Here is a 24,680-nt window from a genome sequence, read left to right as displayed (position 1 = left end):
AGGATCAAACTCTCCGTTGAAGTAAAACAAAAACAGACACAACCACGGCAAATGGAAATAACACCCACCGGGCTGCACAAAATTTGAAACCAGCCAAAAACACCATGCACACCACGGGGTGGCGGCACAGCAAATTCAACCAATTACATACATAATCGGTATCAACAAACTTGGCACACTATTGAGTTCTCAAACAACAGACACACCCGGCACCACCCAAACTTTTCCGTTCAGGATCGCTCCGGAGCAACTTTTCAAACTTACCCGCTGGCTTCCTGCGTGTCAAACCGGCGTCCGCGACCATCCTCAGCATAAGCTTGGGGGATCGGTTTTCCGTCTGACTCCGTGGAGCAGCGCGGAAATAAACTGTACCACCACTCGTTCCGGATCGCCAGTCCACGCCTTGGAGGCCCCCTCCGCGCAGCCGGAAGGCCCGGAACCACGAGGATTCCGGGCCTTCCGTTTCCAGCAGGACGAGCCGGCTCAGGCCTTCGAAGCTGTTCCGGGTTTGGCGGCAGTTGCTCCCGGCTTGAAGTAGGAAGCACCGAGCGGGGGCAGCGTCACGGTCAACGTCGCAGGCTGGCCGTCCTGTCCTTCGTCCGTTGCTTCCAGGCCGCCCTCGTTCAGGACGCCGGATCCGCCGTAGGTGGTGTGGTCCGTGTTCAGGACCTCGGTCCAGGCTCCGGCAGAGGGGACTCCCAGGGTGTACCCGACGTGCGGTGCCCCGGAGAAGTTGATGGCGCACACGATCGGGTTGCCTTCGGTATCCCACCTGATGAAGGACAGCACGTTACGGTCAGCGTCTCCCCCGTTGATCCACTGGAAACCAGCAGGAACGTTGTCCTGCGCGTACAGCGCCGGCGTGGCGGCGTACAGCTCGTTCAGGTCCTTGGTCAGCAACTGCAGTCCCCGGTGAGCGGGGATATCCGCGAGCCACCAGTCCAGGCCGTGCTGCTCGGACCACTCGGCCTCCTGGCCAAACTCGGTCCCCATGAAGATGAGCTGCTTGCCGGGGTGCGCCCACTGGTATGCGAAGAAGGCCCGGAGGTTGGCCAACTGCTGCCAACGGTCGCCCGGCATCTTGCGGAGCATCGAGCCCTTGCCATGGACTACCTCATCGTGGCTGATGGGGAGCAGGAAGTTCTCCGTGAAGGCATAGACCAGAGAGAACGTCACCGTGCCGTGGTGCCACCTGCGGTTGTACGGGTCCTCGGAGATGTACTTGAGGGAGTCGTGCATCCAGCCCATGTTCCACTTCAGGCCGAAGCCCAGGCCGCCGTGGCTCGTGGGGGCGGTGACGCCCGGGAATGCCGTGGATTCTTCGGCGATCATGACGGCACCGGGGTGGGTCTTGTAGACGGTGGCGTTGACCTCCTGCAGGAAGGAGATGGCTTCCAGGTTCTCCCTGCCGCCGAAGCGGTTGGGGCGCCATTGGCCTTCCTGGCGCGAGTAGTCGAGGTAGAGCATGGACGCCACCGCGTCCACGCGCAGGCCGTCGATGTGGAACTCCTCCAGCCAGTAGAGGGCGTTCGCCACCAGGAAGTTCCGGACCTCCGTGCGGCCGAAATCAAAGATCAGGGTGCCCCAGTCAGGGTGTTCTCCCAGTGCCGGATCCGAGTGCTCGTAGAGGGCCTCGCCGTCGAACCGCGCCAGGGCCCAGGAATCCTTCGGGAAGTGTGCCGGTACCCAGTCGAGCAGCACGCCGATGCCTGCCTGGTGGAGGGCGTCCACCAGGTAGCGGAACTCGTCAGGGTGGCCGAACCGGGATGTGGGCGCGTAGTAGGACGTGACCTGGTAGCCCCAGGAACCGCCGAACGGGTGCTCCGCGACGGGCATGAATTCCACATGCGTGAATCCGAGCCACTTGACGTACTCCACCAGCTCGGTGGCGAGTTCGCGGTAGCCAAGGCCCAGGCGCCAGGACCCCAGGTGGACTTCGTAGACGCTCATGGCGGAGTTGTGGGGGTCCCGCTTGGCCCGCGCTTCCATCCATTCATCGTCCTTGAAGGCGTAGGAGGGTTCCACCACCCTGGACGCAGTCAAGGGGGGAACCTCGGTGCCGAACGCCAGGGGGTCGGCCTTTTCAACCCAGTAGCCGCCCCGTGTCAGGATTTCGTACTTGTAGCAAGCGCCTGCGGAGACGCCGGGAATGAAGACTTCCCATACGCCCGAGGAACCCAGCGATCGCATGGAGTGTTCCCGGCCGTCCCAGGCGTTGAAGTCGCCCTTGACGCGGACTGCCTGGGCGTTCGGCGCCCAGACGGCAAAGGAGACACCGTTGACGTCCCCCAGCGATGACTTGTAGTGCCGGACGTGGGCGCCAAGCACCTGCCACAGCTTCTCGTGCCGGCCTTCGCCGATGAGATGGAGGTCCACTTCGCCAACGGTGGGCAGGTAGCGGTAGGGCTCATCGAGGGTCACCGGGTCCTTGCCGGGGTAGGTGACGGCGAGCCGGTAGTCGGGGACGTGGCCCTGCTCCGTGGGGTCAAGGACAGCAACCCACACTCCGTGGGCCTCGTGGCTCATGGGAACCTCGCCGGCCTGGGTGATCACGGTGACTGCCTCGGCGAGGTGCTTTACGGTGCGGATGGTGACGTGCCCGTAGTCGTCCAGGTGCGCGCCCAGGACGGAGTGGGGGGCGTGGTGTTCACCGTTCGCGATCCTGCCCAGGGTGCCTTCGTCCACGTGCAGGGGCACCCCCGGGCGGTCAGTTCGTGCTGAGCCTGTCATTTCGTTACCTTCCGATGCTGCACCGGCGAGTTCGCCGGCACCGTTACTGCCCAGGAGCCGCCTGGAGGCGTTCACTGGGATCGCCAGCCAGTCGGGCCTGTTCCGCATTTCATAAACAACTTCGTACAGCGCCTTGTCCAGCCACAATGCCACAAACAGGGGTGAGGTCCGGTCCACCGTGCCGGGAATGACCCCCGCGTACCCTTCAAGAAAGGCGTCCGCGCAGTCGTCAACCCAGGTATCCGGGACCTGGGCGCCTTCCTGTTCGCGCTGGGCTGCTCCGGCGGCGTAGTCGAAGGACCGCAGCATGCCCACAACATCGCGGAGTGGCACGTCGGGCACGTTCCGTTCGGCGATGGGCCGCAGGGGCTCGCCCTCGAAATCCAGGATTGCCCAGCGGGACTCGTCGCCCGATTGCCCGGTGACCAGGAGGATCTGGCCCAGGTGGAGGTCCCCGTGGATGCGCTGCAGGGCACCCGCGGGAGCCTTGTCCAGGTCGGCCAACAGGACGTCCAGGGCGTCGTCGTAGGGCCCGACGGCGGCACGGGCTTCAGCCCAGGCGGCGCGGACACGCTGGGCAACAGCAGGTCCTGCCCCGTTGCCCGGTTTTGTCCCGGCTGACTGGCCCAGGGCCTCCGCCAGGCGCTTGTGCACCGTGGCCGTGGCCGCGCCAAGGGCCCGGGCTTCGGACGTGAAATCCCTGCCCGTGCGCGCGGCATCCACGGCCAGGCGCCAGGCGTCGCGGCCGCCGGCGAGGAATTCATGGGCCACGGCAAGTTCACCCTGGACGTAGCGGCTGCCCTGCCCGGAGGCGGCAGCGCCGGCGGAGCTGTGGTTGCCGTGGCCGAGCCACTCCCCCCTGACCCAGCCCAGGGTGGCAGGAACCTCGGACGTACCCCCCTTGGTCAGGGCGGCTCCCACCTCGATCTCCGGGTTGGTCCCTTCGGAAAGGACCCGGAAGAACTTCACCATGGCGGCCGATTCGCCGTCGTCGACGATGACGGAACTGTTGGACTGCTCGCCGGAGAGCACCTTCACCACGCCCTTGGCCGTGGGAAGGCGGTATGGCCCCTCCACGCGGAAGCCGGTCGCGGTGCCGCTGTCAGCTTTTCCCTCCTGCCGGATGAGTTCCAGCCAGGCCCCCACGAAGTCAGGGTCGTGCACGGCGTCATAGACCCAGGGACGGGTGGGGTCCATTCCCGCCGCCTGGCCCACCAGCGCCCGTTCCATGCCGCCGGCCGGTGCCGGCCGGAAGCTCAAGGGGACCTGGACCACTGCGGTGCGGCGGCCGCCGTCGGGCCCCTCGGTGCTGACGTTGAGGAGGAACACGGCAAGCGCGGCGTGGCCACTGGGGTCCGTAAGGCCCAGGCTGCCGGCCTGGGAGATGCTGAAATCGGGGGTTTTGACGGGGAACCAGCGCTGCCGGGGCAGCCATTCCTTGAGCAGCGCGGTCAGGGCGGGAGTGAGGATTGGCTGGTTCATCTCAGTTCTCTATCGACAGGATGGGCATGGCCTGGGTGTAGGGCGATGACGGGTTTGACCCCGCCGAGCGCATGCGGAGCCAGAAGAAATCGTGGCTTCCGATGGTCAGGGTGAGGCTGCCGTCATCGCCGATGCCGGGGAAGATCTGTCCGCCAAAGACGTCGCGGAGCCCCCGGCCGGCGTACTCGGGTATCCGCAGCGTGGCAGCGACCGGATGCTGGGAGAGGTTGAACGCGCACAGGATGGTCTCCGCGTCGGCCCCGGCGGGATTGCTGTCCGGCAGCACGCGCAGGTACGCCAGGACGGCATCGTGGTCCGCCTCAACATGCTTGAACCCGCCCAGCCCAAACGCGGGGTGGTTCTTGCGGACGCTGAGGATCTGGCGCGTCCAGCGCAGCAGGGACCCGGAGTGGGCAGCCTCTGCCTCCACGTTGGCCATGCTGTAGTTGTACACCAGCGACTGGATCGGCGGCAGGTAGAGCTTGCCGGGGTCCGCGTGGGAGAAGCCAGCGTTCCGGTCCGGGTTCCATTGCATGGGCGTGCGGACGGCGTCGCGGTCCTCAAGCCAGATGTTGTCCCCCATGCCGATCTCGTCCCCGTAGTACAGGAACGGGCTGCCGGGAAGCGAGAGCAGGAGTGCGTTGATCAGTTCGATTTCGGCCCGCGAGTTATCGAGCAGGGGTGCCAGCCGGCGGCGGATGCCGATGTTGGCACGCATGCGTGGGTCGGGGGCATACCAGCCCAGCATTGCCGCGCGCTCATCGGCGGTGACCATTTCCAGAGTCAGCTCGTCGTGGTTGCGGAGGAATGTGCCCCACTGCGCGCCTTCGGGGATGTCCGGGGTGTCGCGCATGGTTTCGATGATGGGGGCGGCCTTCTGGTCCCGCAGCGCGTAGTACAGGCGGGGCATGATCGGGAAGTGGAATGCCATGTGGCATTCGGGCTCCTCGGCGGTGCCGAAGTACTCCACCACCTCGTTGGGAGGCTGGTTGGCTTCGGCGATGATCACGCGGCCGGGGTAGTTTTCGTCCACCATGGTGCGCAACTTGCGAAGGAACTCGTGGGTTGCCGGGAGGTTCTCGCAGTTGGTGCCCTCTTCCTCGAAGAGGTAGGGAATGGCGTCCGCCCGGAATCCGTCGATCCCCTGGTCCAGCCAAAACCGGACCACGTCGAAGACAGCCTCGATGACCGCCGGGTTTTCGAAGTTCAAATCCGGCTGGTGGCTGAAGAACCGGTGCCAGAAGAACTGGCGGCGGATGGGATCGAACGTCCAGTTCGATTCCTCCGTGTCCACGAAGATGATGCGGGCGTCCTGGTACTTCTCGTCGGTGTCGCTCCAGACATAGAAGTCGCCGAACGGGCCGTCCGGGTCCTTGCGGGACTCCTGGAACCATGGGTGCTGGTCCGAGGTGTGGTTCAGGGGCAGGTCGATGATCACGCGGACGCCGCGGGCGTGGGCTTCCGCCACCAGTCGCTTGAAATCGCTGATGGTGCCGAACTCGTCCAGGACGGAGTTGTAGTCGGAGATGTCGTAGCCGCCGTCCCGCAGCGGCGACTGGAAGAACGGCGGCAGCCAGAGGCAGTCCACTCCCAGCCACTGCAGGTAGTCCAGCCGGTCGATGAGTCCGGAGAAATCACCGGACCCATCGCCGTTGGCATCCGCAAAGGCCCTTACCAGTACTTCGTAGAACACTGCCTTGCGGTACCACAGCGGGTCATGCTGGAGGCCAGGTGCGTTTAGCTCGAACGTGCTCTTGGGGGTGAAGTGGCCGGAACTTTGCGGATTGAAAGTCACTGATGCATTCTCCTCACGCTCAGGATGTGGGCGGGCTCCACGTGCGGATCGAGCCGCACGTAGTTGTACTCGCCCCACTCCCAGCTTTGGCCGGAGATCAAGTCATCCACGTAGAAGCCGCCGCCGGGGGTGAGGTCCTGCGGGTCCAGTTCCAGGGCTGCCAGGTCCAGCGCCACGCTGCATTCCTTGGTGACGTGCGGGTCCACGTTGACCACCACGATGATGGTGTCCTTCGACCCGTCGGGAAGGGTCTTGTGCTTGGAGTAGACCACGGTGGACTCATCGGTGCTCTGGTGGACGGTCAGGTTCTGCAGGTCCAGCAGCGCGGGATGGTCGCGCCGGATGTGGTTCAGCCGGGTGATGTAGGGGGCCAGCGAGCGTCCGGATTCGGCCGCCGCATCCCAGTCACGGGCCTTGTATTCGAATTTTTCGTTGTCGATGTACTCCTCGGCGCCCGGCCGGGCAACGTGCTCGTAGAGTTCGTAGCCGGCATACACGCCCCAGAGCGGGCTTCCGGTGGAGGCCAGCACGGCGCGGATCCGGAATGCAGCAGGTCCCCCGTACTGCAGGTATTCCGTGAGGATGTCCGGGGTGTTGACGAAGAAATTGGGGCGGAAGAACGCCGGGGATTCGTGGCTGACTTCATCGAAGTACGCCTCGATCTCCTTCTTGGTATTGCGCCACGTGAAGTACGTGTAGGACTGCTGGAAGCCCGCGCGGCCCAGCGCGTGCATCATGGCCGGCCGGGTGAAGGCTTCGGCGAGGAACACCACGCCGGGGACCGCTTTGTTCACTTCCGCGATAAGCCATTCCCAGAACCAGACGGGCTTGGTGTGCGGGTTATCCACGCGGAAAATCTTTACGCCATGGCTGACCCACAGCAACACAATCCGCAGAATTTCCTGGGAAAGGCCTTCCGGGTCATTGTCGAAATTGAGCGGAAAAATGTCCTGGTACTTCTTTGGCGGGTTTTCCGCATAGGCAATGCTGCCGTCAACCCGCGTGGTGAACCATTCCGGGTGCGACTGCACCCAGGGGTGGTCCGGGGCTGCCTGCAGTGCCAGGTCCAGTGCGACTTCCAGGCCAAGCTCATTGGCCCGGGCCACGAAGGCGTCAAAGTCCTCGAAGGTACCGAGGTCGGGGTGGATGGCGTCGTGGCCGCCTTCCTTGGCGCCAATGGCCCAGGGTGAACCAGGATCGTTGGGTCCGGCCACCAGGGTGTTGTTGGGCCCCTTGCGGTGCTGGACGCCGATGGGATGGATGGGCGGCATGTACAGCACGTCGAAGCCCATGGCGGCCACGGCGTCGAGGCGTTTTGCCGCAGTCCGGAAGTTTCCCGACGTCCAGGCCCCGGTGTTGTGGTCCTTCACGGCGCCTTCCGAGCGGGGGAAGAACTCGTACCAGGCACCGCGGCCCGCGCGGTCCCGCTCCACCAGCAGGGGGAACTTCCGGGACACGGTCACCAGTTCACGGATTGGCTGGCGCGCAACGATGTCCGCGATCTCCTGGCTGAAGCCGGCCGCGAGCCGCTCCTCCGTGCTGCGGGACTGGTCACCGAGTACCTCCGCCGCGTGCCGCAGGGCTGCCCGGTCCACTTCGTCACGGAAGTCCTCGGCGGACGCTTCACCGAGCAGCTTGGCGCCCTCGGCGAGCATCAGTTCGACGTCGATGCCGGCGTCGATCTTTACCTCCGCGTTGTGGTGCCAGGTGCCGTAGCGGTCGTGCCAGGCCTCGATGGCAAAGGACCAGTTGCCGGTTTCCGACGGCGTGAGCACGCCTTCCCAGCGGTCCGTCCCCATGCCGCGTACCCCGCGGGGCGGCGCGAGCCGCACGCGCTGGCGCTCGGCGCCGGAGGGGTCCAGCAGCACTGCGCTGACGCCGAGCTGGTCGTGCCCCTCCCGGAAGGCCGTGGCGCCTACCACGATGCCCTCGCCGGGCACCGCCTTGGCCGGAAACTTGCCGTCCTCGACGACGGGCTGCACGGCGGTGATGGGGAAACGCCCGAACTGCAGGCCCTCGGTGATACGGCGCTGGGGCATTTTGGTGGATGCGGCACTGGTTCCTGAGTTAGTCGTCACAGGCTCGACGTTAGCGAGAAATGACCAGGATTGCTAAGCCTGCTCAGTAAATTCGGCGTGCCGCCGCCGAATTTCTTCATGCCCCTGTCATTTACCCAAAAGAAACCGAAAGCTGGTTCCGGCCGCGCATGTTGTGGATTAGTGTGACGCAGGTGAAGGCAATCCGCAGGTTTACGGTCCGTACAGTCCTCCCCGAGCCCATCCGGCCCCTGGCCAGGCTTGCAAGCAACTTGCGGTGGTCGTGGCACCGCCCCACCCGGGAGCTCTTCGCCGCACTGAACCCGCGGCTCTGGGAGGAAAGCGGGCAGGACCCCATCGGTTTCCTTGGCATGGTCAGCCGTGAAGAGTTCCAGCAGCTGGCCGCTGACCAGACGGTGGTGGACAGGGTGCGCGCGGCCGAAGACGACCTTGACCGGTACCTCGAGGAGCCGCGGTGGTACCAAAGCCTGGGCGCGGACGCCCCCGCCGCCATCGCATATTTCTCGCCTGAATTTGGTATCACCGAGGTCCTCCCCCAGTACTCGGGGGGCCTGGGCATCCTGGCCGGCGACCACCTCAAGGCAGCCTCGGACCTGGGCGTTCCCCTGATCGGTGTGGGGCTGCTGTACCAGGCCGGATACTTCAAGCAGTCGCTCTCCAGGGATGCGTGGCAGCAGGAAACCTATCCCGTCCTGGACCCGGACGGGCTGCCGCTCACCCTGCTCCGCGAGCCGTCCCCCGACGGCAACGGCAAGGCCCTGGAGATCTCCCTCCCGCTGCCCAACGGCAGGCGCCTGCTGGCGCACATCTGGCGTGCCGACGTCGGACGTGTTCCCCTGCTGCTCCTTGACTCCAATGTCCCCGGTAACGACGACGCCGCGCGCAGCATCACAGACCGCCTGTACGGCGGCGGCGGGGACCACCGGCTGCAACAGGAGCTGCTGCTGGGCATGGGCGGGGTAAAGGCCCTTCGTGCCTTCCAGAAACTGACGGGCTCTGCAGCGCCGGAGGTGTTCCACACCAATGAAGGGCACGCCGGATTCCTTGGGATCGAGCGCATCCAGGAACTGATGTCCGGGGAGCAGGCCCTGACGTTCGATGAAGCCCTTGCTGCCGGGCGCTCCTCCACGGTGTTCACCACCCACACCCCGGTTCCCGCAGGCATCGACAGGTTCGAGATCAACCAGATCAACCACTTCTTCCAGGCCGGACTGGCGCCGGACGTGCCGCTCGACCGGATCCTGGAACTGGGCAGGGAGAACTACGCGGACGGCAACCCCTCCGTGTTCAACATGGCGGTCATGGGCCTGCGGCTGGCCCAGCGGGCCAACGGCGTGGCCAAACTCCACGGGGAAGTGTCCCGCGGAATGTTCTCGGCGCTGTGGCCGGGGTTCGACCACTCGGAGGTTCCCATCACGTCGGTGACCAACGGCGTCCACGTGCCCACGTGGGTGGACAGCCGCATCTCCAAGCTGGCCCGCGACCAGTTCGGCAGCGAGGCGGAAGCACTGGGCAAGTGGGACCTCGCGTACAACGTCAGCGACGCCGACGTGTGGGCGCTGCGGCGGGAAATGCGGGCAGCCCTGGTGGAAGACGTCCGGCGCAGGCTGCGCGCGGCATGGAAGAAGCGCGGTGCCGCGGATGCTGAGCTTGGCTGGACGGACAATGTCCTGGACCCGGATGTGCTGACCATCGGGTTCGCCCGCCGCGTCCCCACCTACAAGCGCCTCACCCTGATGCTGCGCGAGCCGGCCCGGCTCAAGGCACTGCTCCTGCACAAGGACCACCCCATCCAGCTGGTCATCGCCGGCAAGTCCCACCCTGCCGACGACGCCGGCAAGAAAATGATCCAGGACCTGGTGCGTTTCTCGGATGATCCGGAGATCAGGCACCGCATCGCATTCCTGCCGAACTACGACATCGCCATGGCGCGGACCCTGTTCCCGGGCTGCGACGTCTGGCTGAACAACCCGTTGCGGCCTTTGGAGGCCTGCGGAACCTCGGGCATGAAGGCGGCGCTCAACGGGTCGCTTAACCTGTCCGTCCTGGACGGCTGGTGGGATGAAATGTACGACGGCGAGAACGGCTGGGCCATTCCCACCGCCAACAACGACGCCTCGCCCGAAGAACGCGACGACATCGAGGCGGCCGCACTTTATGAGCTGCTCGAAACGCAGGTGGCGCCCCGCTTCTACGGAAGCACGGTGTCCGAAGGCGCAGGCTCTGCCGGGCCGTCCACCATCAAGAACGAGACGGTGCCGACGCACTGGGTGTCCATGATCAAGCACACCCTCTCCCACCTCGGACCGGCCGTCTCCGCGGAACGCATGCTTCGCGACTACGTGAACATCCTGTACCGCCCCGCTGCGGAAGCGGGCCGCAATGCCACCGCCAACTCGTACGCTCAGGCACGCGCCCTGGCCTTCTGGTCGGCGAAGGTCCGCGGCGCGTGGCCCCAGGTGCACGTGGAACACGTGGATTCGGTGGGCGTGTCCGAGGATCCGCAGATCGGCGACACACTGCAGGTCAACGCCTACGTGGCGCTGAACGCCCTTACCCCTGAGGACGTCTGCGTCGAGGTGGCCTACGGCCGGGCCGAAGAGAACGACGCGCTGGCGGACATCACCATGATGGAGCTGCAGGTGAAGGAGGACCTCGGCAACGGACGCCATTTGTTCAGCGGTTCCCTGGTGATCGACCGCTCCGGACCGTTTGGCTACACGGTCCGCGTCCTGCCACGGCATGAAGCCCTTGCCTCAAAAGCGGAGCTGGGACTGATCGTCAACGCTTAGCCCGCGCGTCCGATGGGTAAGGCTCCTGGCAGGCAACGCAGGAACCGAAACCCGGAGCTGATCGCCAATGCCTGGGACCAGGCCTTCGCGGCGGACTGCCCCGTGGTGATCGACGTGCTGACCGACCCCGGCGTTCCACTGCTTCCGCCGTTCCCCGCGGGGCGGCAGAAGGCGGAGAGCATGCGCAAGGACCTGGCAGCGGAGGACGACGGCGGCAGGGCCTCGGCGCTGCTGGACACGTACGTCTCACACGAGGAGGGTCGGGAGGCGTAACGGCGGCCTGTTGCCTTAGAGCAGCACAGCGGTCACGGTAAGGTCCTTGCCCGCGTATCGTTCTGCGTCCTGCAGGATTTCACAGATGATGCCGAACGACCTGTCGGTGCGGAACGGGGCGGCAACCTGCCACAGGACCGTGACGGGCGGGTTGCCGTTCTCCGTGATGCTGTCCGCGAAGTCGTGGAGCGAGTCATTCAGGGCGTCGAGGTTCACCCCGTAGTGCTCCGGGAAGCTGAGGACCTCACCGAAAGTTTCCAGGACTGCGCGCTTGCTGTCCGCCGGGGGGACCACCACGCTGCGGCGTCCGGCGTCGGCCACCTGTTCCTGCAGTTCTTCCAGGGTCCAGGTGTCGCCGGAAAAGATCTTCATGGGGTGCTAGCTGCCTTCCGCTATGTACTTGAACGTTGTGTAGTGGTCTCCGGTGTAATACTTTTCCCCGCCGTTGCCCGCGACGATCCGGCGCGCACCCCGGTCCCCCTCCCCGGGAGTGGGCACCGTGTACTCGCGGTAGTAGCCCCGGTCGCGGACGGGCAGGACACGCTCCAGGTTGCCGAACACCTGGTCATCCTGGCTGTACTGGTACGGGCCGCCGGCGCGGATCAGCGCCAGCACCCGGCGTGCCTCGGCCGGAAGCGCCGATTCCCGGATCTCCGGCAGGCCGGACGGGTTGGCCGCCCGGTGGGGGCCGGACTGCTTCGACGGCGCGGACGTTGCCGCACCGCCCGGAGCGGCCGTGGCACCCGAAGCCGTTCCCGGCGTCGTACTTTCCGTCTGGCCGCCCAGCAGCCCGGCACCGCCGAACGCCACTATGGCCAGCACCACCAGGGTGGTGAGGATCAAGGGCAGGATGGAACGGTTGCGCATTTACGTCCGATAGATGCTGATGGAGTTCGCCTCGGCAAGGTCCGTTTCGCCCGAGGCCACCTGGATGCCCTGCCGCTGCTTGTGATGCGGTGACGTGGTGAGCCGAAGCTCGAACAGGCTGGGCGCCTGCCTGCCGGCATCCGGGAGGGTGACCCGCACGTCCGTGGCACTGCCATTCACCACCACCAGGCCGGCAAGATCCCCGCCGTCGTCGCCGAGCAGGAGCTGCATGACGCGGTGATGGGGATCGTTCCAGCGTTCCGCCGACATGGGCTCGCCGTGCTGGTCGAACCAGTAGAGGTAGGACTGCTCATCGCGGACGGGGAAGTCGTGCGGCTGGGCCGCCAGGAATTCCTTGCGCAACCGGATGTACCTCTTGGTGCTGCGCAGCATCTCGTGTGCCTCCGCCGTCAGCGTCCAGTCCAGCCACGTCATGGGGTTGTCCTGGCAGTACGCGTTGTTGTTCCCCTGCTGCGTCCTCGCCAACTCATCCCCGGCAGTAATCATGGGGACTCCCAGCGACACCATCATCGATGCCATCAGGTTGCGCCTCGACTGGGCGCGCCGTGCCAGGATGGCCCCGTTCTCCGTCGGGCCCTCCACGCCGTGGTTATAGCTGCGGTTGTCCCCGTGCCCGTCCCTGTTCTCTTCGCCGTTGTCCTCGTTGTGCTTGCGGTCGAAGGACACGAGGTCGTTCATGGTGAAGCCGTCATGGGCGGTGACGAAGTTGACCGACGCCAGGCGCGAGCGGCCGGATCCCTGGAAGAGGCTGGCGGAACCGGACAGGGCGTCCGCAAGCCTGGCCATGGTCCCGCCGTGTCCGCCGGACTCAATCGCAGCCCTGTCCGCGAGCCAGAAGGTGCGCACTGCATCCCGGAAGTGGTCATTCCAGTCCACCCACCCGGGCGGGAAGCGGCCGGTCTGCCAGCCGTCATAACCGATGTCCCAAGGCTCGGCGATCAGCTTGACCCCGGACAACACGGGGTCCGCGGCAACGGCCTTGAGGAAGGGGTGGTGGGGGTCGAACTCGTTTGCGGCGTTCCGGCAGAGCGTGACGGCAAGGTCAAACCGGAAACCGTCGATGTGGAACTCGTCCACCCAGTACCGCAGCGAGTCAGTGACCAGCTGGACCACCCGCTGGTCAGCGAAGTTCAGTGAGTTGCCGCAGCCGGTGGTGTCGATGAGCTTTCCATGGCCGTCAACCCGGTAGTACGTGTCTGCCCCGAGGCCCTTGAAATTCAGGACCGGCCCATCCGCTCCACCCTCCGCCGTATGGTTGTAGACGACGTCGAGGATCACTTCCAGCCCGGCCGCGTGCAGGGCTTTCACCATGGCCTTGAACTCGTCCTGCACGGCCTGCGCGCCGGCTTCCTGGGCAGCACGCGTGGCGTAACCGGGGTGCGGGGCAAAGAAGGCAGCGGTGTTGTAGCCCCAGTAGTTGTTAAGCCCCAGGTCCTGCAGGTGCGGCTCGTCAATGTGGAAGTGCACGGGCAGCAGCTGGACGGACGTAATGCCCAGGCCGGTGAGATGCTCCACCACGGCAGGATGGGCCAGGCCGGTGTAGGTACCCCTCAGTTCTTCGGGGACGTCGGGATGCAGCATGCTCTGGCCCCGGACGTGAGCTTCGTAGACGATGGTGTTGCGCCAGGGCAGGCGCGGCCGCTCATCCGTGCCCCAATTGAAGTCGTTGGCCGTCCGGACGCTGGTGAGGAGTCCGTCGCGCTGCTCCACTCCCCTGCCGTAGGGATCCAGGAGCAGGGGCCTGGCGGCGGACCCGCTGCCATTGGCCGCCTGGACGACAGGCGGCAACGCCAGGTTGTCCCGGGACGGGCGGAAGCCGTAGCGGGATCCGTAGGGCAGGTCCTCCACGATCCCGTGGTGCACGCCGTTTGTGATGTTCGCCAGGGTCTGGGCCTGCCACTTCCCGCCGGGAGGGCAATAGACGATGTCCAGGCTGGACACGGCAGGCGCCAGGCAGGCAACGTTTGCCCGGCCGCCGGCGTGGTGACGCGTGCCCCCTGAATCAGCGCGCGGGACGCTAACACCGAGGGGAACGGCCGAGGAGGCGTCCATGGTGGATGCGGTGTCGAAAAGCGGCATGACCATCACCTAAATAGTATCGGTCAGCGGCACTTGACCTGCCCGTTCGCCCCTGCGGCGCCGGAAAACCTGCCCGGAATGCCGGGCGCTCCAGCTTCTAGCGGGCGGCGCGCTGGCGCGAAACCTCATACAGCGAAATGCCAACGGCCATAGAGGCGTTCAGCGACTCCATGGCTGAATCGATGGGAATGGAGACGATCTGGTCGCAGTTTTCCCGGACCAGGCGGCTGAGGCCTTTCCCTTCGGAACCCACCACGATGCACACCGGTTCGGTGGCCAGGGTGAGGTCCGGCAGCGAAACGTCGCCGTCGCCGTCGAGTCCCAGCACGAAGATGCCCATGTTCTTGAACTGCTTCAGGGCGTTGTTCAGGTTGGAGGCACGGGCCACGGGCACGCGGACCGCCGCGCCGGCGCTGGTCTTCCAGGCCGCCGCGGTGACGCCCACTGAGCGGCGCTCCGGAACGATGACGCCGTGGCCGCTGAAGGCGGAAACGGAGCGGATGATGGCACCGAGGTTGCGGGGGTCCGTGATGCCGTCCAGGGCGACGAACAGAGGGGCGTTGGCGATGTGCCCCTTCTTCCACTTCTCCACGGTTTCCTCGGCCAGTTCGTAGGCGTCCTGGTACTCATAGGGCGGAATCTGCAGCACCAGGCCCTGGTGCACGGCGTCGTCCGTCATGCGGTCAAGTTCAGGCTTGCCGGTTTCAAGCAGCGGGATGCCGCGTTCGGCGGCCAGCTTCAGTGATTCCTTGACGCGGTCGTCCATCTCAATGCGGATGGCAACGTGCAGGGCTTTGGCGGGGATGCCCGCGCGCAGCGCCTCCACGACCGAGTTGCGTCCGGTGACCACTTCCTCCGTGGCACGCCCCTTGGGGCCGGATTTGGCGGCGCCGGCACTCCGGGCGCCGGTACCGCGCTTGGCGGCAGAGCGTTCAGCAAGCTGCCTGGCCTTGTGCGCTTTGTGGTAAACGCGGTCCTCCGCCTTGGGCGTGGGGCCCTTGCCCTCGAGGGCCTTGCGGCCATGGCCACCGGTACCGACGGTTGGGCCCTTCTTCGCTTTAACCGATCGGCGACCATTGTTGGCCATGATGTTCCACCCTTGATTGTGCTGACTGAGTCTGCCTACCAGTCTACTGACCCGAAAAAAATCGCGAAGGCAGCAGCCCGTTCAGCCGGGTTCAGTCCCGCTTGAGGCTCCAAGTGGCGCCGTCCGGGCCGTCTTCCACCACGACGCCGGCCTGGTTGAGGGTGTCGCGGATCGCGTCGGAAGCTGCCCAGTCCTTTTCCGCCCGCGCGGCGGCGCGGGCGGCCAACTGGGCCTCCACGAGGACACCCAGCGCCTCGGCTTCACGGGTGCTCACAGCGTCGGAGCCCGCTACGGCGTTCAGCCCCAGGGCGTCGGTCATGAGGATGACTGCGTGCAGCGCGTTCCGTGCGGCGTCATCGTCCCCTTCCGCGAGGGCGGTGTTGCCCGCGCGGACCGTCTCGTGCAGGGCGGCCAGGGCGCGGGGGACGTTCAGGTCGTCGTCCATGGCTTCGCAGAATGCCTGCACGTTTCCGTTGGAGGATCCAAAGCTTCCGGCGACGAACCCGAAGTCGGTGCCAAACCGGGCGGCAGCCTTGGCCAGGAAGCCGTCGATGCGTTCCACAGCGGCAGCCGCCTCCTGCAGCGAGGTGGGCCGGTAGTCCAGCACTGAGCGGTAGTGCGCCTGGCCCAGGTAGTAGCGGACCACGCGGGGCGGTGCCAGCTCCAGCATTTCCGTCGGACTGATGGTGTTGCCGATGGACTTGGACATTTTTTCGCCCTGATAGGTCACCATGCCGTTGTGCATCCAGAAGTTGGCGAACGGGTGCCCGGCCGCCTGCGACTGCGCCATCTCGTTTTCATGGTGCGGGAAGCGCAGGTCCAGGCCGCCACCGTGGATATCGAAGGCGGTTCCGAGGTATTTGGTGACCATCGCGGAGCACTCAAGGTGCCAGCCGGGCCGGCCCGCGCCCCAGGGTGAGGTCCAGCTGGCGGTGGCAGGCTCGCCTTCCTTGGAACCCTTCCACAGCGCAAAGTCGCGGGGGTCCTTCTTTCCCCGGGGATCGGCGTCGGGCGCCGCCTGCATGTCGTCGATGTTCTGCCGGGTCAGCGCGCCGTACCTGTCCCAGGAGCGCACATCGAAATAGACGTCCCCCGAATCGTCCAGGGCGGGGTACGCGTGGCCGCGGTCGATCAGCTGCTGGATCAGGGCGTGCATCTCCGGGATGTGTCCGGTTGCCCTGGGTTCGTAGGTGGGGCGGGAAACACCCAGGGTGTCGTAGGCCTTAAGGAACTCGCGTTCGTAGCGGTACGCCAGCGCCCACCACTCTTCGCGGGGCACCTCGCCGGATTCCGGGGTGAAGTCCGGCGCGAAGGAGGCCTCGGACTTGGCCAGGATCTTGTCGTCGATGTCCGTCACGTTCCGGACCACCGTGACGCGCAGGCCCCGGAATTGCAGCCAGCGGGTGAGCTGGTCGAAGGCGATGGCGGAACGGATGTGGCCCACGTGCGGCATGCCCTGCACGGTGGCCCCGCAGTAATACAGGCTGACCTTGCCCTCTTCGATGGGAACGAAGTTCCGGACTTCGGCGGAGGCTGTGTCATAGAAGCGCAGGGTCACCGCTCCAGACTAGCCGATGGGTTCGGGGTGCCGCGGGTACACCAGGGCGGTGGCCATCGCCGAAATGCCCTCACCGCGTCCGGTGAATCCCAGGCCGTCGCTGGTAGTGGCGGTGACGCTTACCGGTGCGCCTGCAGCATCCGAAAGGACATCCTGCGATTCTTCCCGCCGTGGACCGAACTTGGGCCGGTTGGCCACGAACTGGACCGCCACGTTGCCGATCTCGAAACCGGCCGCCCGGACGATCCTTGCTGCTTCGGCGAGGAGGGTGGTGCCGGAAGCGCCGGCGAATTCCGGACGGTCGGTACCAAAGTGCGTGCCAAGGTCACCAACGCCGGCTGCGGAAAACAAGGCATCTGCCGCTGCGTGCGCCACGGCGTCGCCGTCCGAATGGCCGGCCAGGCCCCGTTCTCCGGGCCACAGGAGGCCACCGAGCCAGAGCGGGCGCGGCGCATCCTCCGGCGCAAAGGCATGGACATCGATTCCGACTCCCGTGCGCGGAAGGGACACCTCCGGGCTCATCCCTCCACCCACCTGGCGCCGAGGGGGCCCTCCAGGAGCCCTTCGGCGAAGATCAGGTCCAGGGGCGTGGTGATCTTCAAGGATTGCGTCGATCCCCGGACCGCATACACCGGCGTGCCCAGCACTTCCACAAGCATGGCGTCATCCGTGACGGCGGCCGCCTGCTCCTGGTCCATGGCCTGCGCCGCCTGATGCGCCTGCACAAGAGTTTGGACGGCGAACCCTTGCGGCGTCTGCACCGCGCGCAGTTCTTCACGGCGGGCCGTGCCGGTGACAACTTCGGGGGCCAAGGCGGCGCTGTTCCCCGCCGTCGGGGATACCGTCTTGATGGTGTCCACCACGGGAAGCACGGGGATGACGGCAGCGGCACCGGCCGCGAGGGCGTCAGACACCCGGTGGAAGACGGATTCGGGGGTCAACGCGCGGGCGGCGTCGTGGACCAGCACCGCTTCGATGCCCTCCATGAGCCCGGCGATGCCAGCACGGACTGAATCGGCCCGGGTTGATCCGCCGTCGACAAGTGTCAGGAGGGGACCGCCGTCGGCAAGTTCCTCGCGGAAGTCGTCACATAACCGACGCAGTCCCTGGTCGCCGGCGGGCAGCGCCACGCAGACTTGGCTGGCGATGCCTGACGCGACAATTCCCCGCAGGGCATGCATCAGGATCGGTTCGCCCCCGAGCGGCACCGCGGCCTTGGGCATGCCATAGCCAAGGCGTTGCCCTGAACCGGCAGCCACGAGGATGACGGCCGCAACCAGGCGTGGAGGTGTATCACTCATGCGGACAAGCCTACGACGCCGGCACTCAGGTTGAGTGCCCGCGACACTGCAGGGTTGCAGCCAGGGAATCCGGGCAAAAAGAAGCCCCGGCGGCACTTGCGTGCTGCCGGGGCTCAATTCTTAGGAAGCCAGGACCTCGTCGAGAACGCTTGCAGCCTTCTCCTCGTCGGTCTTTTCAGCCAGCGCCAGTTCTGAAATCAGAATCTGGCGGGCCTTGGCCAGCATACGCTTCTCGCCTGCGGAAAGGCCCCGATCGTGATCCCGGCGCCACAGGTCGCGAACAACCTCTGCAACCTTGATGACGTCACCGGAAGCAAGCTTCTCCAGGTTTGCCTTGTACCTGCGTGACCAGTTGGTGGGTTCCTCGGTGAACTCGGCGCGAAGCACATCAAACACGTGCTCCAGGCCTTCCTTGCCCACTACGTCCCGGACCCCAACAAGGTCAACGTTCTCTGCTGGAACTTCAATGGTCAGATCACCCTGGGCCACCTTGAGCTTGAGATACATTTTCTCTTCGCCCTTGATGGTGCGCATCTTGATTTCTTCAATCTTCGCAGCACCGTGGTGAGGGTAAACTACTGTCTCGCCGACCTCAAATACCATGTGGACATTTCCCCTTTCCCGCAGACCAGTTTATCACGATTCAGGCATATGACCGGCCGGAGAAAGGTCCCGCAACCGCGAAAATACGCGGGAAAATGGCCCAATCCACCCCCTCCACCCCCTTGACGGATGCTCGGATTAGTGCATCAGGTGAGCGCTCCCACGTGGGTTGTGACGGCACCGAATCCTCGTTTGGGGCTCTTTACGGATAGGCTATGGCTGAAAAAGACTTCAAATTTCTTGAGGAGTACGTGACGTGCGTTCCACTGCGATGAACCGGGCCCAGCGCGGCAAACTGGCACTGACGGCGGCTGCCCTTGGCGCCAGCCTGCTGACCGCGGGCTGTGGTTACATCACGCCCCAGCAGACCAGCCACCAGTACTCCGCCTCGGACGGCATCCGGACGGACCTCGGGCCCCTGCAGCTTCGGAACATCCTCATCGTCTCCAACGGCGAAGACGAGCCAGGCCGCCTGATCGGTGCCGTCTACAACTCCTCCTCGAAGGACGTCACGCTCACGGTCAATGGCGCAAAGGGCTCGCAGACCCAGGTCCCGGTAAAGGCCAACTCCTACACCCTGCTCAATGACAAGGCCGATGCCGCCATCCTGAGCACCACCGGCGGCAAGCCCGGCTCCATGGTGGACGTCAAGATCACCGAGAACGGCACCAACGTCAGCAACACGGTCAAGGTTCCCGTCCTGGACGCCACCTTGAAGGAGTACAAGGACTACGTGCCTACCCCCAGCGCCTCGGCAACGGCCACGCCGTCGTCGTCCGCTTCTGCAAGCGCAGGCGCAACCTCGAGCGCCAGCGCAACGGCCTCGGCTACCGCAACAGGCCGCTAAAGCCAGCACGGTCCGCAGGGACACAGCAAAAAGGGAGGAGCCGCCGGCTCCTCCCTTTTTGCTGTGTCCGTTCTCCGCTGCCGGTTTACGGCTCGAACTTGTACCCCAGGCCGCGGACGGTAACCAGGTAGCGGGGAGCGGATGGATCCGGTTCAATCTTGCCGCGCAGGCGCTTGACGTGGACGTCCAGGGTCTTGGTGTCGCCCACGTAATCGGAACCCCACACCCGGTCGATCAGCTGGCCGCGGGTGAGCACGCGGCCCGAGTTCCGGAGCAGCATCTCCAAGAGCTCAAACTCCTTCAAAGGAAGCAGGACCTGCTCGCCGTCCACACTCACCACGTGGCGCTCAATGTCCATGCGGACCGGGCCCGCCTGGACCGTTGAAGAGACCAGCTCCTCCGGCTCGCCCTGGCGCCGCAGCACGGCCCGGACCCTGGCCACCAGCTCACGGGAGGAGTACGGCTTGGTCACGTAGTCATCGGCGCCCAGCTCCAGGCCCACGACTTTGTCGATCTCGGAGTCCTTCGCGGTCAGCATGATCACGGGAACGCTCGACCGCTGGCGCAGCTGGCGGCATACCTCCGTGCCGGACAGGCCCGGGAGCTGCAGGTCGAGCAAAACCAGGTCGGCCCCGTTGCGGTCGAACTCGGTGATGGCGTCGAGGCCGTTGTCCACTACCTCAACCTCGAACCCTTCCTTGCCCAGCAAATACGACAAGGGGTCGCTGAACGATTCCTCGTCCTCCACAATCAAGATCCTGCTCAAGCGTTAGCTCCTTGTTCTGTAGCGCCCGGTTCTGTTGCACCGGCGGCGCGGGGTACCTGGGTAAGAGTTGGCGGGTTGGGTGTCTCCCGCGCGGCCAGCGCCGCCGCTTCCGCAGCCTGGGGGGCGGCGTCGTTGTCCTGCCCTTCCATCTCGGGCAGCCGGAGGGTGAAGGTGGACCCCTGCCCCGGCTGGGACCACAGCGTCACCTCGCCGCCGTGGTTGGAGGCCACATGCTTGACGATGCTCAGCCCCAGGCCAGTGCCGCCGGTGTGGCGGGACCGGGCGGCATCCACCCGGTAGAAACGTTCGAAGACGCGCTCCTGGTCCTCGGGGCTAAGCCCCTCCCCCTGGTCGGTCACAGAGATGGAGACCAGGCCTTCCCGGGACCGCACCCCGATTCCCACCCGGGTGTTGGCCGGTGAATAGCGGATCGCGTTGTCGATCAGGTTCCGCAGCGCGGTCACCAGCAGGTCCTGGTCGCCGAATACCTTGCCGTCGGTGCGCCCGCCCACCACGATGCTGATGTTCTTGCTCTCCGCGGGAAGCTGGGACCGGTCGACGGCTTCTGCGATGACGGCATTGATGTCCACGGGACCGCCCTGCTGGGTGACGCTGGCACCCTGCAGGCGGGAAAGTTCGATGATGTCCTGGACCAGAGCGGCGAGCCTGGCGGACTCCTTGTGCATGCGCTTGGCGAAGCGGCGGACGGCTTCCGCGTCATCCGCCGAGGATTCGAGTGCCTCCGCCAGCAGGGAGATGGCGCCCACCGGGGTCTTCAGTTCGTGCGATACGTTGGCGACGAAGTCGTTGCGGATCTCTTCGGTCCGCGTAATCTCCGTACGGTCATCGGCCAGGAGGAGGATGTATTCCTCGCCAAGCATGGCCGCCCTGACCTGGACGATGATGGTGCCCTGCCCCAGCGGACCCCGGGGAAGCTCCAGCTGCTTTTCCAGGATGACTCCGTCGCGCCGGACACCGGCGGTCATGTCCAGGAGTTCCTTGTGCACTACGGTATGGCCACGGACCAGGCCGTACGCATACGCTGCGGGACTGGCACGGACCACGCCGTCGACGTCGTCCAGCACCACAAAGGCGCGCCCGACGACGGCCAGCACCTCCGCGGCGCCCGCCGGCAGGGCGGGTTCTCCGGCGTCCACGTCCAGCAACTCGCGCTGCTTCTCGCTGACCCGGTAGGCAAGCACGCCGAAGGTGCCAAGCGCCAGGCCGATAAGGCCGGCAACCAGACCAATGAGCATAGGATCCACAGCTCCACTTTATGCTCATGGCTGCCGCGTCCCGCCGCCCAGGGGTGCTTCCGGGAAACGGTTCAACTAACGTTCATCTGTGTGGGCATAATCGTTTACCGGGCGATGGCAAAGTGTGTGGTTAGAGCGCCCAACGGCGACACGATTCCTGCTGCCCTGGAGCGGCCGGCGGGAGTTCCAAGGAAAGGACGCCTACGTGCGTAAGGTTTTTCAGGAAGAGCTCACCCAGGTCGGTGACCAGTTGGTGGAGATTTCCCGGCTCGTCAGCGAAGCGATGGACAAGGCCACCACCTCATTCCAGGTGGCGGACGTGGACCTCGCCCAGGATGTCATCGCCGCCGATGCGCGCATTGACTTCCTGCAGAACAGCCTTGATGAGCGGGCCATCGACATTCTGGCGCTGCAGGGTCCCGTCGCCAGCGACCTGCGCATGATCGTGGGTTCCCTCCGGATGAGCGCGTCCCTGGAGCGGATGGGCGACCTGGCGCGCCACATCGCCCAGCTCGCCCGCCTCCGCTACCCGTCCACCGTGATTCCGGCGTCCATGACGGAGACCTTCAACAAGATGGCCGAACTGGACCAGGAGATCGCCGACAAGCTCACGGTCCTGCTGGAAAGCCGCGACCTTGAGGTAGCCCGGGACATCCTGAAGGCCAATACGGCCATCAACGATCTGCACCTGAGCGTCTTCAAAGCCATCGCTGCTCCCGAATGGTCTGAGTCCCCCGCCACCACCGTGGACGTGGCCCTCGCAAGCCGCTACTTCGAGCGCTTCGCAGACCATGGCGTTTCCGTCGCCCAGAAGGTGACCTACCTTGTCACCGGTGCGTGGCAGCCGAACGCCACCGAGCACAGCTGATCCCACTTCGGGTAAAACGACGGCGGGCTGGTCACCCAAGGTGACCAGCCCGCCGTCGTACGTGTTTAAGCCTTACTTCTTGCCCTGGTTGGCAACTGCAAGGATGGCCTGCTCGGCAGCCTCGGGATCGAGGTAGGTGCCGCCGGGCTTGACGGGCTGGNCCCGGGCCCCCCCCCCGCCGTCGTACGTGTTTAAGCCTTACTTCTTGCCCTGGTTGGCAACTGCAAGGATGGCCTGCTCGGCAGCCTCGGGATCGAGGTAGGTGCCGCCGGGCTTGACGGGCTGGAAGTCCTCATCCAGTTCGTAGACCAGCGGGATGCCGGTGGGGATGTTCAGGCCGGCGATCGCCTCGTCACTGATGCCGTCGAGGTGCTTCACCAGCGCACGGAGCGAGTTGCCGTGGGCCGTGACCAGGACGGTCTTGCCGGCCTTGAGGTCTTCCTTGATGTCCGATTCCCAGTACGGGAGGAGGCGCACCAGGACGTCCTTCAGGCACTCGGTGCGCGGGAGGGCGTCCCCCAGGTCCGCATAACGGGGGTCATGGGCCTGCGAGAACTCGGAGTCATCGGACAGGGGCGGCGGCGGGGTGTCGTAGGACCGGCGCCATTCCATGAACTGCGCTTCACCGTATTCGGCCAGGGTCTGGGCTTTGTCCTTGCCCTGCAGAGCACCGTAGTGGCGTTCGTTCAGGCGCCAGTCACGCTTGACCGGGATCCAGCCGCGGTCGGCTTTGTCCAGGGCAATGTTGGCGGTGTTGATGGCCCGCTTCAGCAGGGAGGTGTAAAGGATGTCCGGCAGGATGTTGTTCTCCACCAGCAGTTCACCACCACGCGCTGCTTCCGCGCGCCCCTGGTCGTTCAGGTCGACGTCCACCCAGCCGGTGAACAGGTTCTTTGCGTTCCATTCGCTGTGGCCGTGGCGCAGCAGAATCAGCTTGTAAGTCATGATTTTCATCCTAGCCGAGCAGTGTTGCCGGGCGCCCAGCGTTACAAGGCCGGGCGTTCCAGGACCCTGCGGTGGCGGCCCTTCCCCGCCCTGGCGATAGGGTGGGGCGGTGGTTCAAAAGGCTGAACGGGTCAACGCCCCGCAACTTTCCGGCAGGACATCCGATGCCAGGCACGGGCGGCCGGTGGGCAACGTAACCCGCGGCACCACCAATCCCAACCGCATGCGCCGGGTGGACCGCTGGCTGACCGGACCCCAGGCCTGGCGGCTGCGCCGGGCATCAGACCCACTGGTTGTGGACCTGGGCTACGGCGCAACGCCGGCCACCGCCGTCGAACTTCATGAAAGGCTCGCCGTGATCCGCCCCGACGTCAGGGTCTGCGGAATCGAAATCGAGCCTGAGCGGGTCCGTGCGGCACTTCCGCTGCAGCGGCCCGGACTGACTTTCCACGTGGGCGGCTTCGAACTGCCCGTCCCGGGGCGCCCTGTGGTGGTCCGGGCCTTCAATGTCCTGCGTCAGTATGAGGAGGCCGATGTTTCCGGCATCTGGCGGCTGGTGCAGGACCGGCTGGCCCCTGACGGGCTGTTCGTCGACGGTACGTGCGACGAGATCGGGCGGCGCGTGACCTGGGTTGCGCTCGACCAGGACCGGCCGTTGTCCCTGGGCATAGCGGTCCGGTTCGGGAGCTTCGACCTGCCGTCAGCCGTGGCCGAACGGCTTCCCAAGGCACTGATCCACCGCAACGTCCCCGGTGAACGGATTCACGCTTTCATGCAGGCAATGGACCGTGCGTGGCTTGAGAGTGCGCCGCTTGCATCCTTTGGCAACAGGCAGCGCTGGGTGGGCATGTGCCGGAGCCTGCGCGACGCCGGGTGGCCCATCCAGGACGGTCCGGCCCGTTGGCGGCTTGGCGAGCTGACGGTGGGTTGGGAGTCTGTGGCGCCCCGCGATTAGCCGTTCCCGTGCCCGGGTGTTTCCACGTCGCCGGCGGGGATCACCAGGGGCCGTAGGGGCCCATGTTGCGGCTGCCGCCGCGGCCTGCGTCCTTTACGGCCGGCCGGACATCGGCAAGGTAGACGGAGGCGGCAACCACTGCCGCCAGCCCGAACAGGCCGAGGGTGCTGAAGAGGCCTCCGCCGGCCCCGAACAACGAAATGACGCCAACCAATGCCGAAGCGCCGGTGAGGGCGAGCCAGAACGTCTTGGTCCGCTTGCCGGTGGCTTCGAAGGCGTTTGGCTTGTGCCGGGCACAGTCCACAAACGCCCACAGCTCAAGCGCCAGGGCCACGAGGCCGAGGATGAAGAACACTGCCTGTTCTACGTACGCAATGATTATTCGACCGTCCACAAGC

20 protein-coding genes and 1 pseudogene are annotated in these 24,680 nt (G+C 65.6%); 5 read left to right on the top strand and 16 right to left on the bottom strand.

Translation table 11 applies throughout. From position 1 onward, the window contains the following. Positions 1-483 precede the first annotated feature (483 nt). Genes VXJ37_RS19300 through VXJ37_RS19290 form a run of 3 tightly spaced genes read right to left on the bottom strand, consistent with a single transcriptional unit; the run spans position 484 to position 8,046 of the window. Entirely contained in the window at positions 484-4,212 is a 3,729-nt protein-coding gene (locus VXJ37_RS19300; RefSeq protein WP_331324640.1) for a 1,4-alpha-glucan branching enzyme, read from the bottom strand. A 1-nt stretch (position 4,213) separates the two neighbouring features. Further along, the gene (gene treS, locus VXJ37_RS19295) at positions 4,214-6,007 is read right to left on the bottom strand and encodes a maltose alpha-D-glucosyltransferase (RefSeq protein WP_331324639.1); all 1,794 of its coding nucleotides are present in this window, start codon (positions 6,005-6,007) and stop codon (positions 4,214-4,216) included. Next, positions 6,004-8,046, bottom strand: coding sequence for an alpha-1,4-glucan--maltose-1-phosphate maltosyltransferase (locus tag VXJ37_RS19290; protein ID WP_331324643.1), 2,043 nt, complete (start codon positions 8,044-8,046; stop codon positions 6,004-6,006). Before VXJ37_RS19290 ends, treS begins: the two co-directional genes overlap by 4 nt. 191 nt (positions 8,047-8,237) lie before the next feature. Between VXJ37_RS19290 and glgP the strand changes: the two genes are divergently transcribed. Continuing rightward, a complete protein-coding gene (glgP, locus tag VXJ37_RS19285; RefSeq protein ID WP_331324638.1) occupies positions 8,238-10,856 on the top strand; it encodes an alpha-glucan family phosphorylase in 2,619 nt (872 codons plus the stop codon). Between the two features lie 12 nt (positions 10,857-10,868). Then, positions 10,869-11,129, top strand: coding sequence for a hypothetical protein (locus VXJ37_RS19280; protein WP_331324637.1), 261 nt, complete (start codon positions 10,869-10,871; stop codon positions 11,127-11,129). Between the two features lie 15 nt (positions 11,130-11,144). Here the strand turns inward: VXJ37_RS19280 and VXJ37_RS19275 are convergent, their stop codons facing one another. The 8 genes from VXJ37_RS19275 to VXJ37_RS19240 form a co-directional block, all read right to left on the bottom strand. After that, on the bottom strand, positions 11,145-11,501 hold the full coding sequence (locus VXJ37_RS19275) for a barstar family protein (RefSeq protein ID WP_331324636.1): 357 nt from the start codon (positions 11,499-11,501) through the stop codon (positions 11,145-11,147). A 6-nt stretch (positions 11,502-11,507) separates the two neighbouring features. After that, the gene (locus VXJ37_RS19270; RefSeq protein ID WP_331324635.1) at positions 11,508-11,996 is read right to left on the bottom strand and encodes a ribonuclease domain-containing protein; all 489 of its coding nucleotides are present in this window, start codon (positions 11,994-11,996) and stop codon (positions 11,508-11,510) included. Beyond that, positions 11,997-14,102, bottom strand: a complete 2,106-nt coding sequence (glgX, locus tag VXJ37_RS19265; protein ID WP_331324634.1) for a glycogen debranching protein GlgX — start codon at positions 14,100-14,102, stop codon at positions 11,997-11,999. Between the two features lie 91 nt (positions 14,103-14,193). Continuing rightward, entirely contained in the window at positions 14,194-15,183 is a 990-nt protein-coding gene (gene rlmB / locus VXJ37_RS19260; RefSeq protein WP_331324633.1) for a 23S rRNA (guanosine(2251)-2'-O)-methyltransferase RlmB, read from the bottom strand. A gap of 91 nt (positions 15,184-15,274) precedes the next feature. Further along, positions 15,275-16,741 (bottom strand): cysteine--tRNA ligase, encoded by a 1,467-nt coding sequence (gene cysS / locus VXJ37_RS19255; protein WP_331324632.1) that lies wholly within the window; start codon positions 16,739-16,741, stop codon positions 15,275-15,277. 9 nt (positions 16,742-16,750) lie between these two features. Continuing rightward, positions 16,751-17,263, bottom strand: coding sequence for a 2-C-methyl-D-erythritol 2,4-cyclodiphosphate synthase (gene ispF / locus VXJ37_RS19250; RefSeq protein WP_331324631.1), 513 nt, complete (start codon positions 17,261-17,263; stop codon positions 16,751-16,753). After that, complete coding sequence (gene ispD, locus VXJ37_RS19245) at positions 17,260-18,042, bottom strand: 2-C-methyl-D-erythritol 4-phosphate cytidylyltransferase (protein ID WP_331324630.1); 783 nt, start codon at positions 18,040-18,042, stop codon at positions 17,260-17,262. Before ispD ends, ispF begins: the two co-directional genes overlap by 4 nt. Before the next feature lie 120 nt (positions 18,043-18,162). Continuing rightward, entirely contained in the window at positions 18,163-18,645 is a 483-nt protein-coding gene (locus tag VXJ37_RS19240) for a CarD family transcriptional regulator (RefSeq protein WP_011690592.1), read from the bottom strand. Between the two features lie 271 nt (positions 18,646-18,916). Here VXJ37_RS19240 and VXJ37_RS19235 point away from each other — a divergent pair, with 271 nt between their 5' ends. Further along, positions 18,917-19,492 (top strand): hypothetical protein, encoded by a 576-nt coding sequence (locus VXJ37_RS19235; protein ID WP_331324642.1) that lies wholly within the window; start codon positions 18,917-18,919, stop codon positions 19,490-19,492. 85 nt (positions 19,493-19,577) lie between these two features. On the opposite strand, the gene VXJ37_RS19230 is transcribed toward VXJ37_RS19235, so the two are convergent. Beyond that, positions 19,578-20,258 carry a response regulator transcription factor gene (locus VXJ37_RS19230; protein ID WP_141943665.1) on the bottom strand — a complete coding sequence of 227 codons (681 nt, stop codon included), beginning with the start codon at positions 20,256-20,258 and terminating at the stop codon, positions 19,578-19,580. Then, positions 20,255-21,514, bottom strand: a complete 1,260-nt coding sequence (locus tag VXJ37_RS19225) for a sensor histidine kinase (RefSeq protein WP_331324641.1) — start codon at positions 21,512-21,514, stop codon at positions 20,255-20,257. Before VXJ37_RS19225 ends, VXJ37_RS19230 begins: the two co-directional genes overlap by 4 nt. A gap of 205 nt (positions 21,515-21,719) precedes the next feature. Here VXJ37_RS19225 and phoU point away from each other — a divergent pair, with 205 nt between their 5' ends. Beyond that, positions 21,720-22,382 (top strand): phosphate signaling complex protein PhoU, encoded by a 663-nt coding sequence (gene phoU, locus VXJ37_RS19220; RefSeq protein WP_141943667.1) that lies wholly within the window; start codon positions 21,720-21,722, stop codon positions 22,380-22,382. A gap of 72 nt (positions 22,383-22,454) precedes the next feature. Here the strand turns inward: phoU and VXJ37_RS19215 are convergent. Both VXJ37_RS19215 and VXJ37_RS19210 read right to left on the bottom strand, forming a co-directional pair. After that, positions 22,455-22,541 (bottom strand): annotated as a pseudogene (locus VXJ37_RS19215) (phosphoglyceromutase); the annotation flags it as partial. A gap of 39 nt (positions 22,542-22,580) precedes the next feature. After that, positions 22,581-23,327, bottom strand: coding sequence for a phosphoglyceromutase (locus tag VXJ37_RS19210; RefSeq protein WP_331324629.1), 747 nt, complete (start codon positions 23,325-23,327; stop codon positions 22,581-22,583). Positions 23,328-23,436: 109 nt separating this feature from the next. Here VXJ37_RS19210 and VXJ37_RS19205 point away from each other — a divergent pair, with 109 nt between their 5' ends. Continuing rightward, complete coding sequence (locus VXJ37_RS19205; RefSeq protein ID WP_331324628.1) at positions 23,437-24,282, top strand: class I SAM-dependent methyltransferase; 846 nt, start codon at positions 23,437-23,439, stop codon at positions 24,280-24,282. 40 nt (positions 24,283-24,322) lie between these two features. Here the strand turns inward: VXJ37_RS19205 and VXJ37_RS19200 are convergent, their stop codons facing one another. Continuing rightward, positions 24,323-24,676 (bottom strand): DUF2516 family protein, encoded by a 354-nt coding sequence (locus tag VXJ37_RS19200; protein WP_331324627.1) that lies wholly within the window; start codon positions 24,674-24,676, stop codon positions 24,323-24,325. Positions 24,677-24,680: the final 4 nt, after the last annotated feature.

This window comes from Pseudarthrobacter phenanthrenivorans, assembly GCF_036455295.1.
Classification (GTDB): domain Bacteria; phylum Actinomycetota; class Actinomycetes; order Actinomycetales; family Micrococcaceae; genus Arthrobacter; species Arthrobacter phenanthrenivorans_C.
This window is presented reverse-complemented; position numbering and strand designations above follow the sequence as displayed.

Coding starts and splice junctions, on each gene's coding strand:
- VXJ37_RS19235 (WP_331324642.1), top strand. CDS start 18,917: ATGAACCGGGCCCAGCGCGGCAAACTGGCACTGACGGCGGCTGCCCTT.
- VXJ37_RS19210 (WP_331324629.1), bottom strand. CDS start 23,327: ATGACTTACAAGCTGATTCTGCTGCGCCACGGCCACAGCGAATGGAAC.
- VXJ37_RS19225 (WP_331324641.1), bottom strand. CDS start 21,514: ATGCTCATTGGTCTGGTTGCCGGCCTTATCGGCCTGGCGCTTGGCACC.
- VXJ37_RS19300 (WP_331324640.1), bottom strand. CDS start 4,212: ATGAACCAGCCAATCCTCACTCCCGCCCTGACCGCGCTGCTCAAGGAA.
- VXJ37_RS19240 (WP_011690592.1), bottom strand. CDS start 18,645: ATGGTATTTGAGGTCGGCGAGACAGTAGTTTACCCTCACCACGGTGCT.
- ispF (WP_331324631.1), bottom strand. CDS start 17,263: ATGAGCCCGGAGGTGTCCCTTCCGCGCACGGGAGTCGGAATCGATGTC.
- ispD (WP_331324630.1), bottom strand. CDS start 18,042: ATGAGTGATACACCTCCACGCCTGGTTGCGGCCGTCATCCTCGTGGCT.
- glgX (WP_331324634.1), bottom strand. CDS start 14,102: ATGGTCATGCCGCTTTTCGACACCGCATCCACCATGGACGCCTCCTCG.
- VXJ37_RS19280 (WP_331324637.1), top strand. CDS start 10,869: ATGGGTAAGGCTCCTGGCAGGCAACGCAGGAACCGAAACCCGGAGCTG.
- VXJ37_RS19270 (WP_331324635.1), bottom strand. CDS start 11,996: ATGCGCAACCGTTCCATCCTGCCCTTGATCCTCACCACCCTGGTGGTG.
- VXJ37_RS19275 (WP_331324636.1), bottom strand. CDS start 11,501: ATGAAGATCTTTTCCGGCGACACCTGGACCCTGGAAGAACTGCAGGAA.
- rlmB (WP_331324633.1), bottom strand. CDS start 15,183: ATGGCCAACAATGGTCGCCGATCGGTTAAAGCGAAGAAGGGCCCAACC.
- VXJ37_RS19290 (WP_331324643.1), bottom strand. CDS start 8,046: ATGCCCCAGCGCCGTATCACCGAGGGCCTGCAGTTCGGGCGTTTCCCC.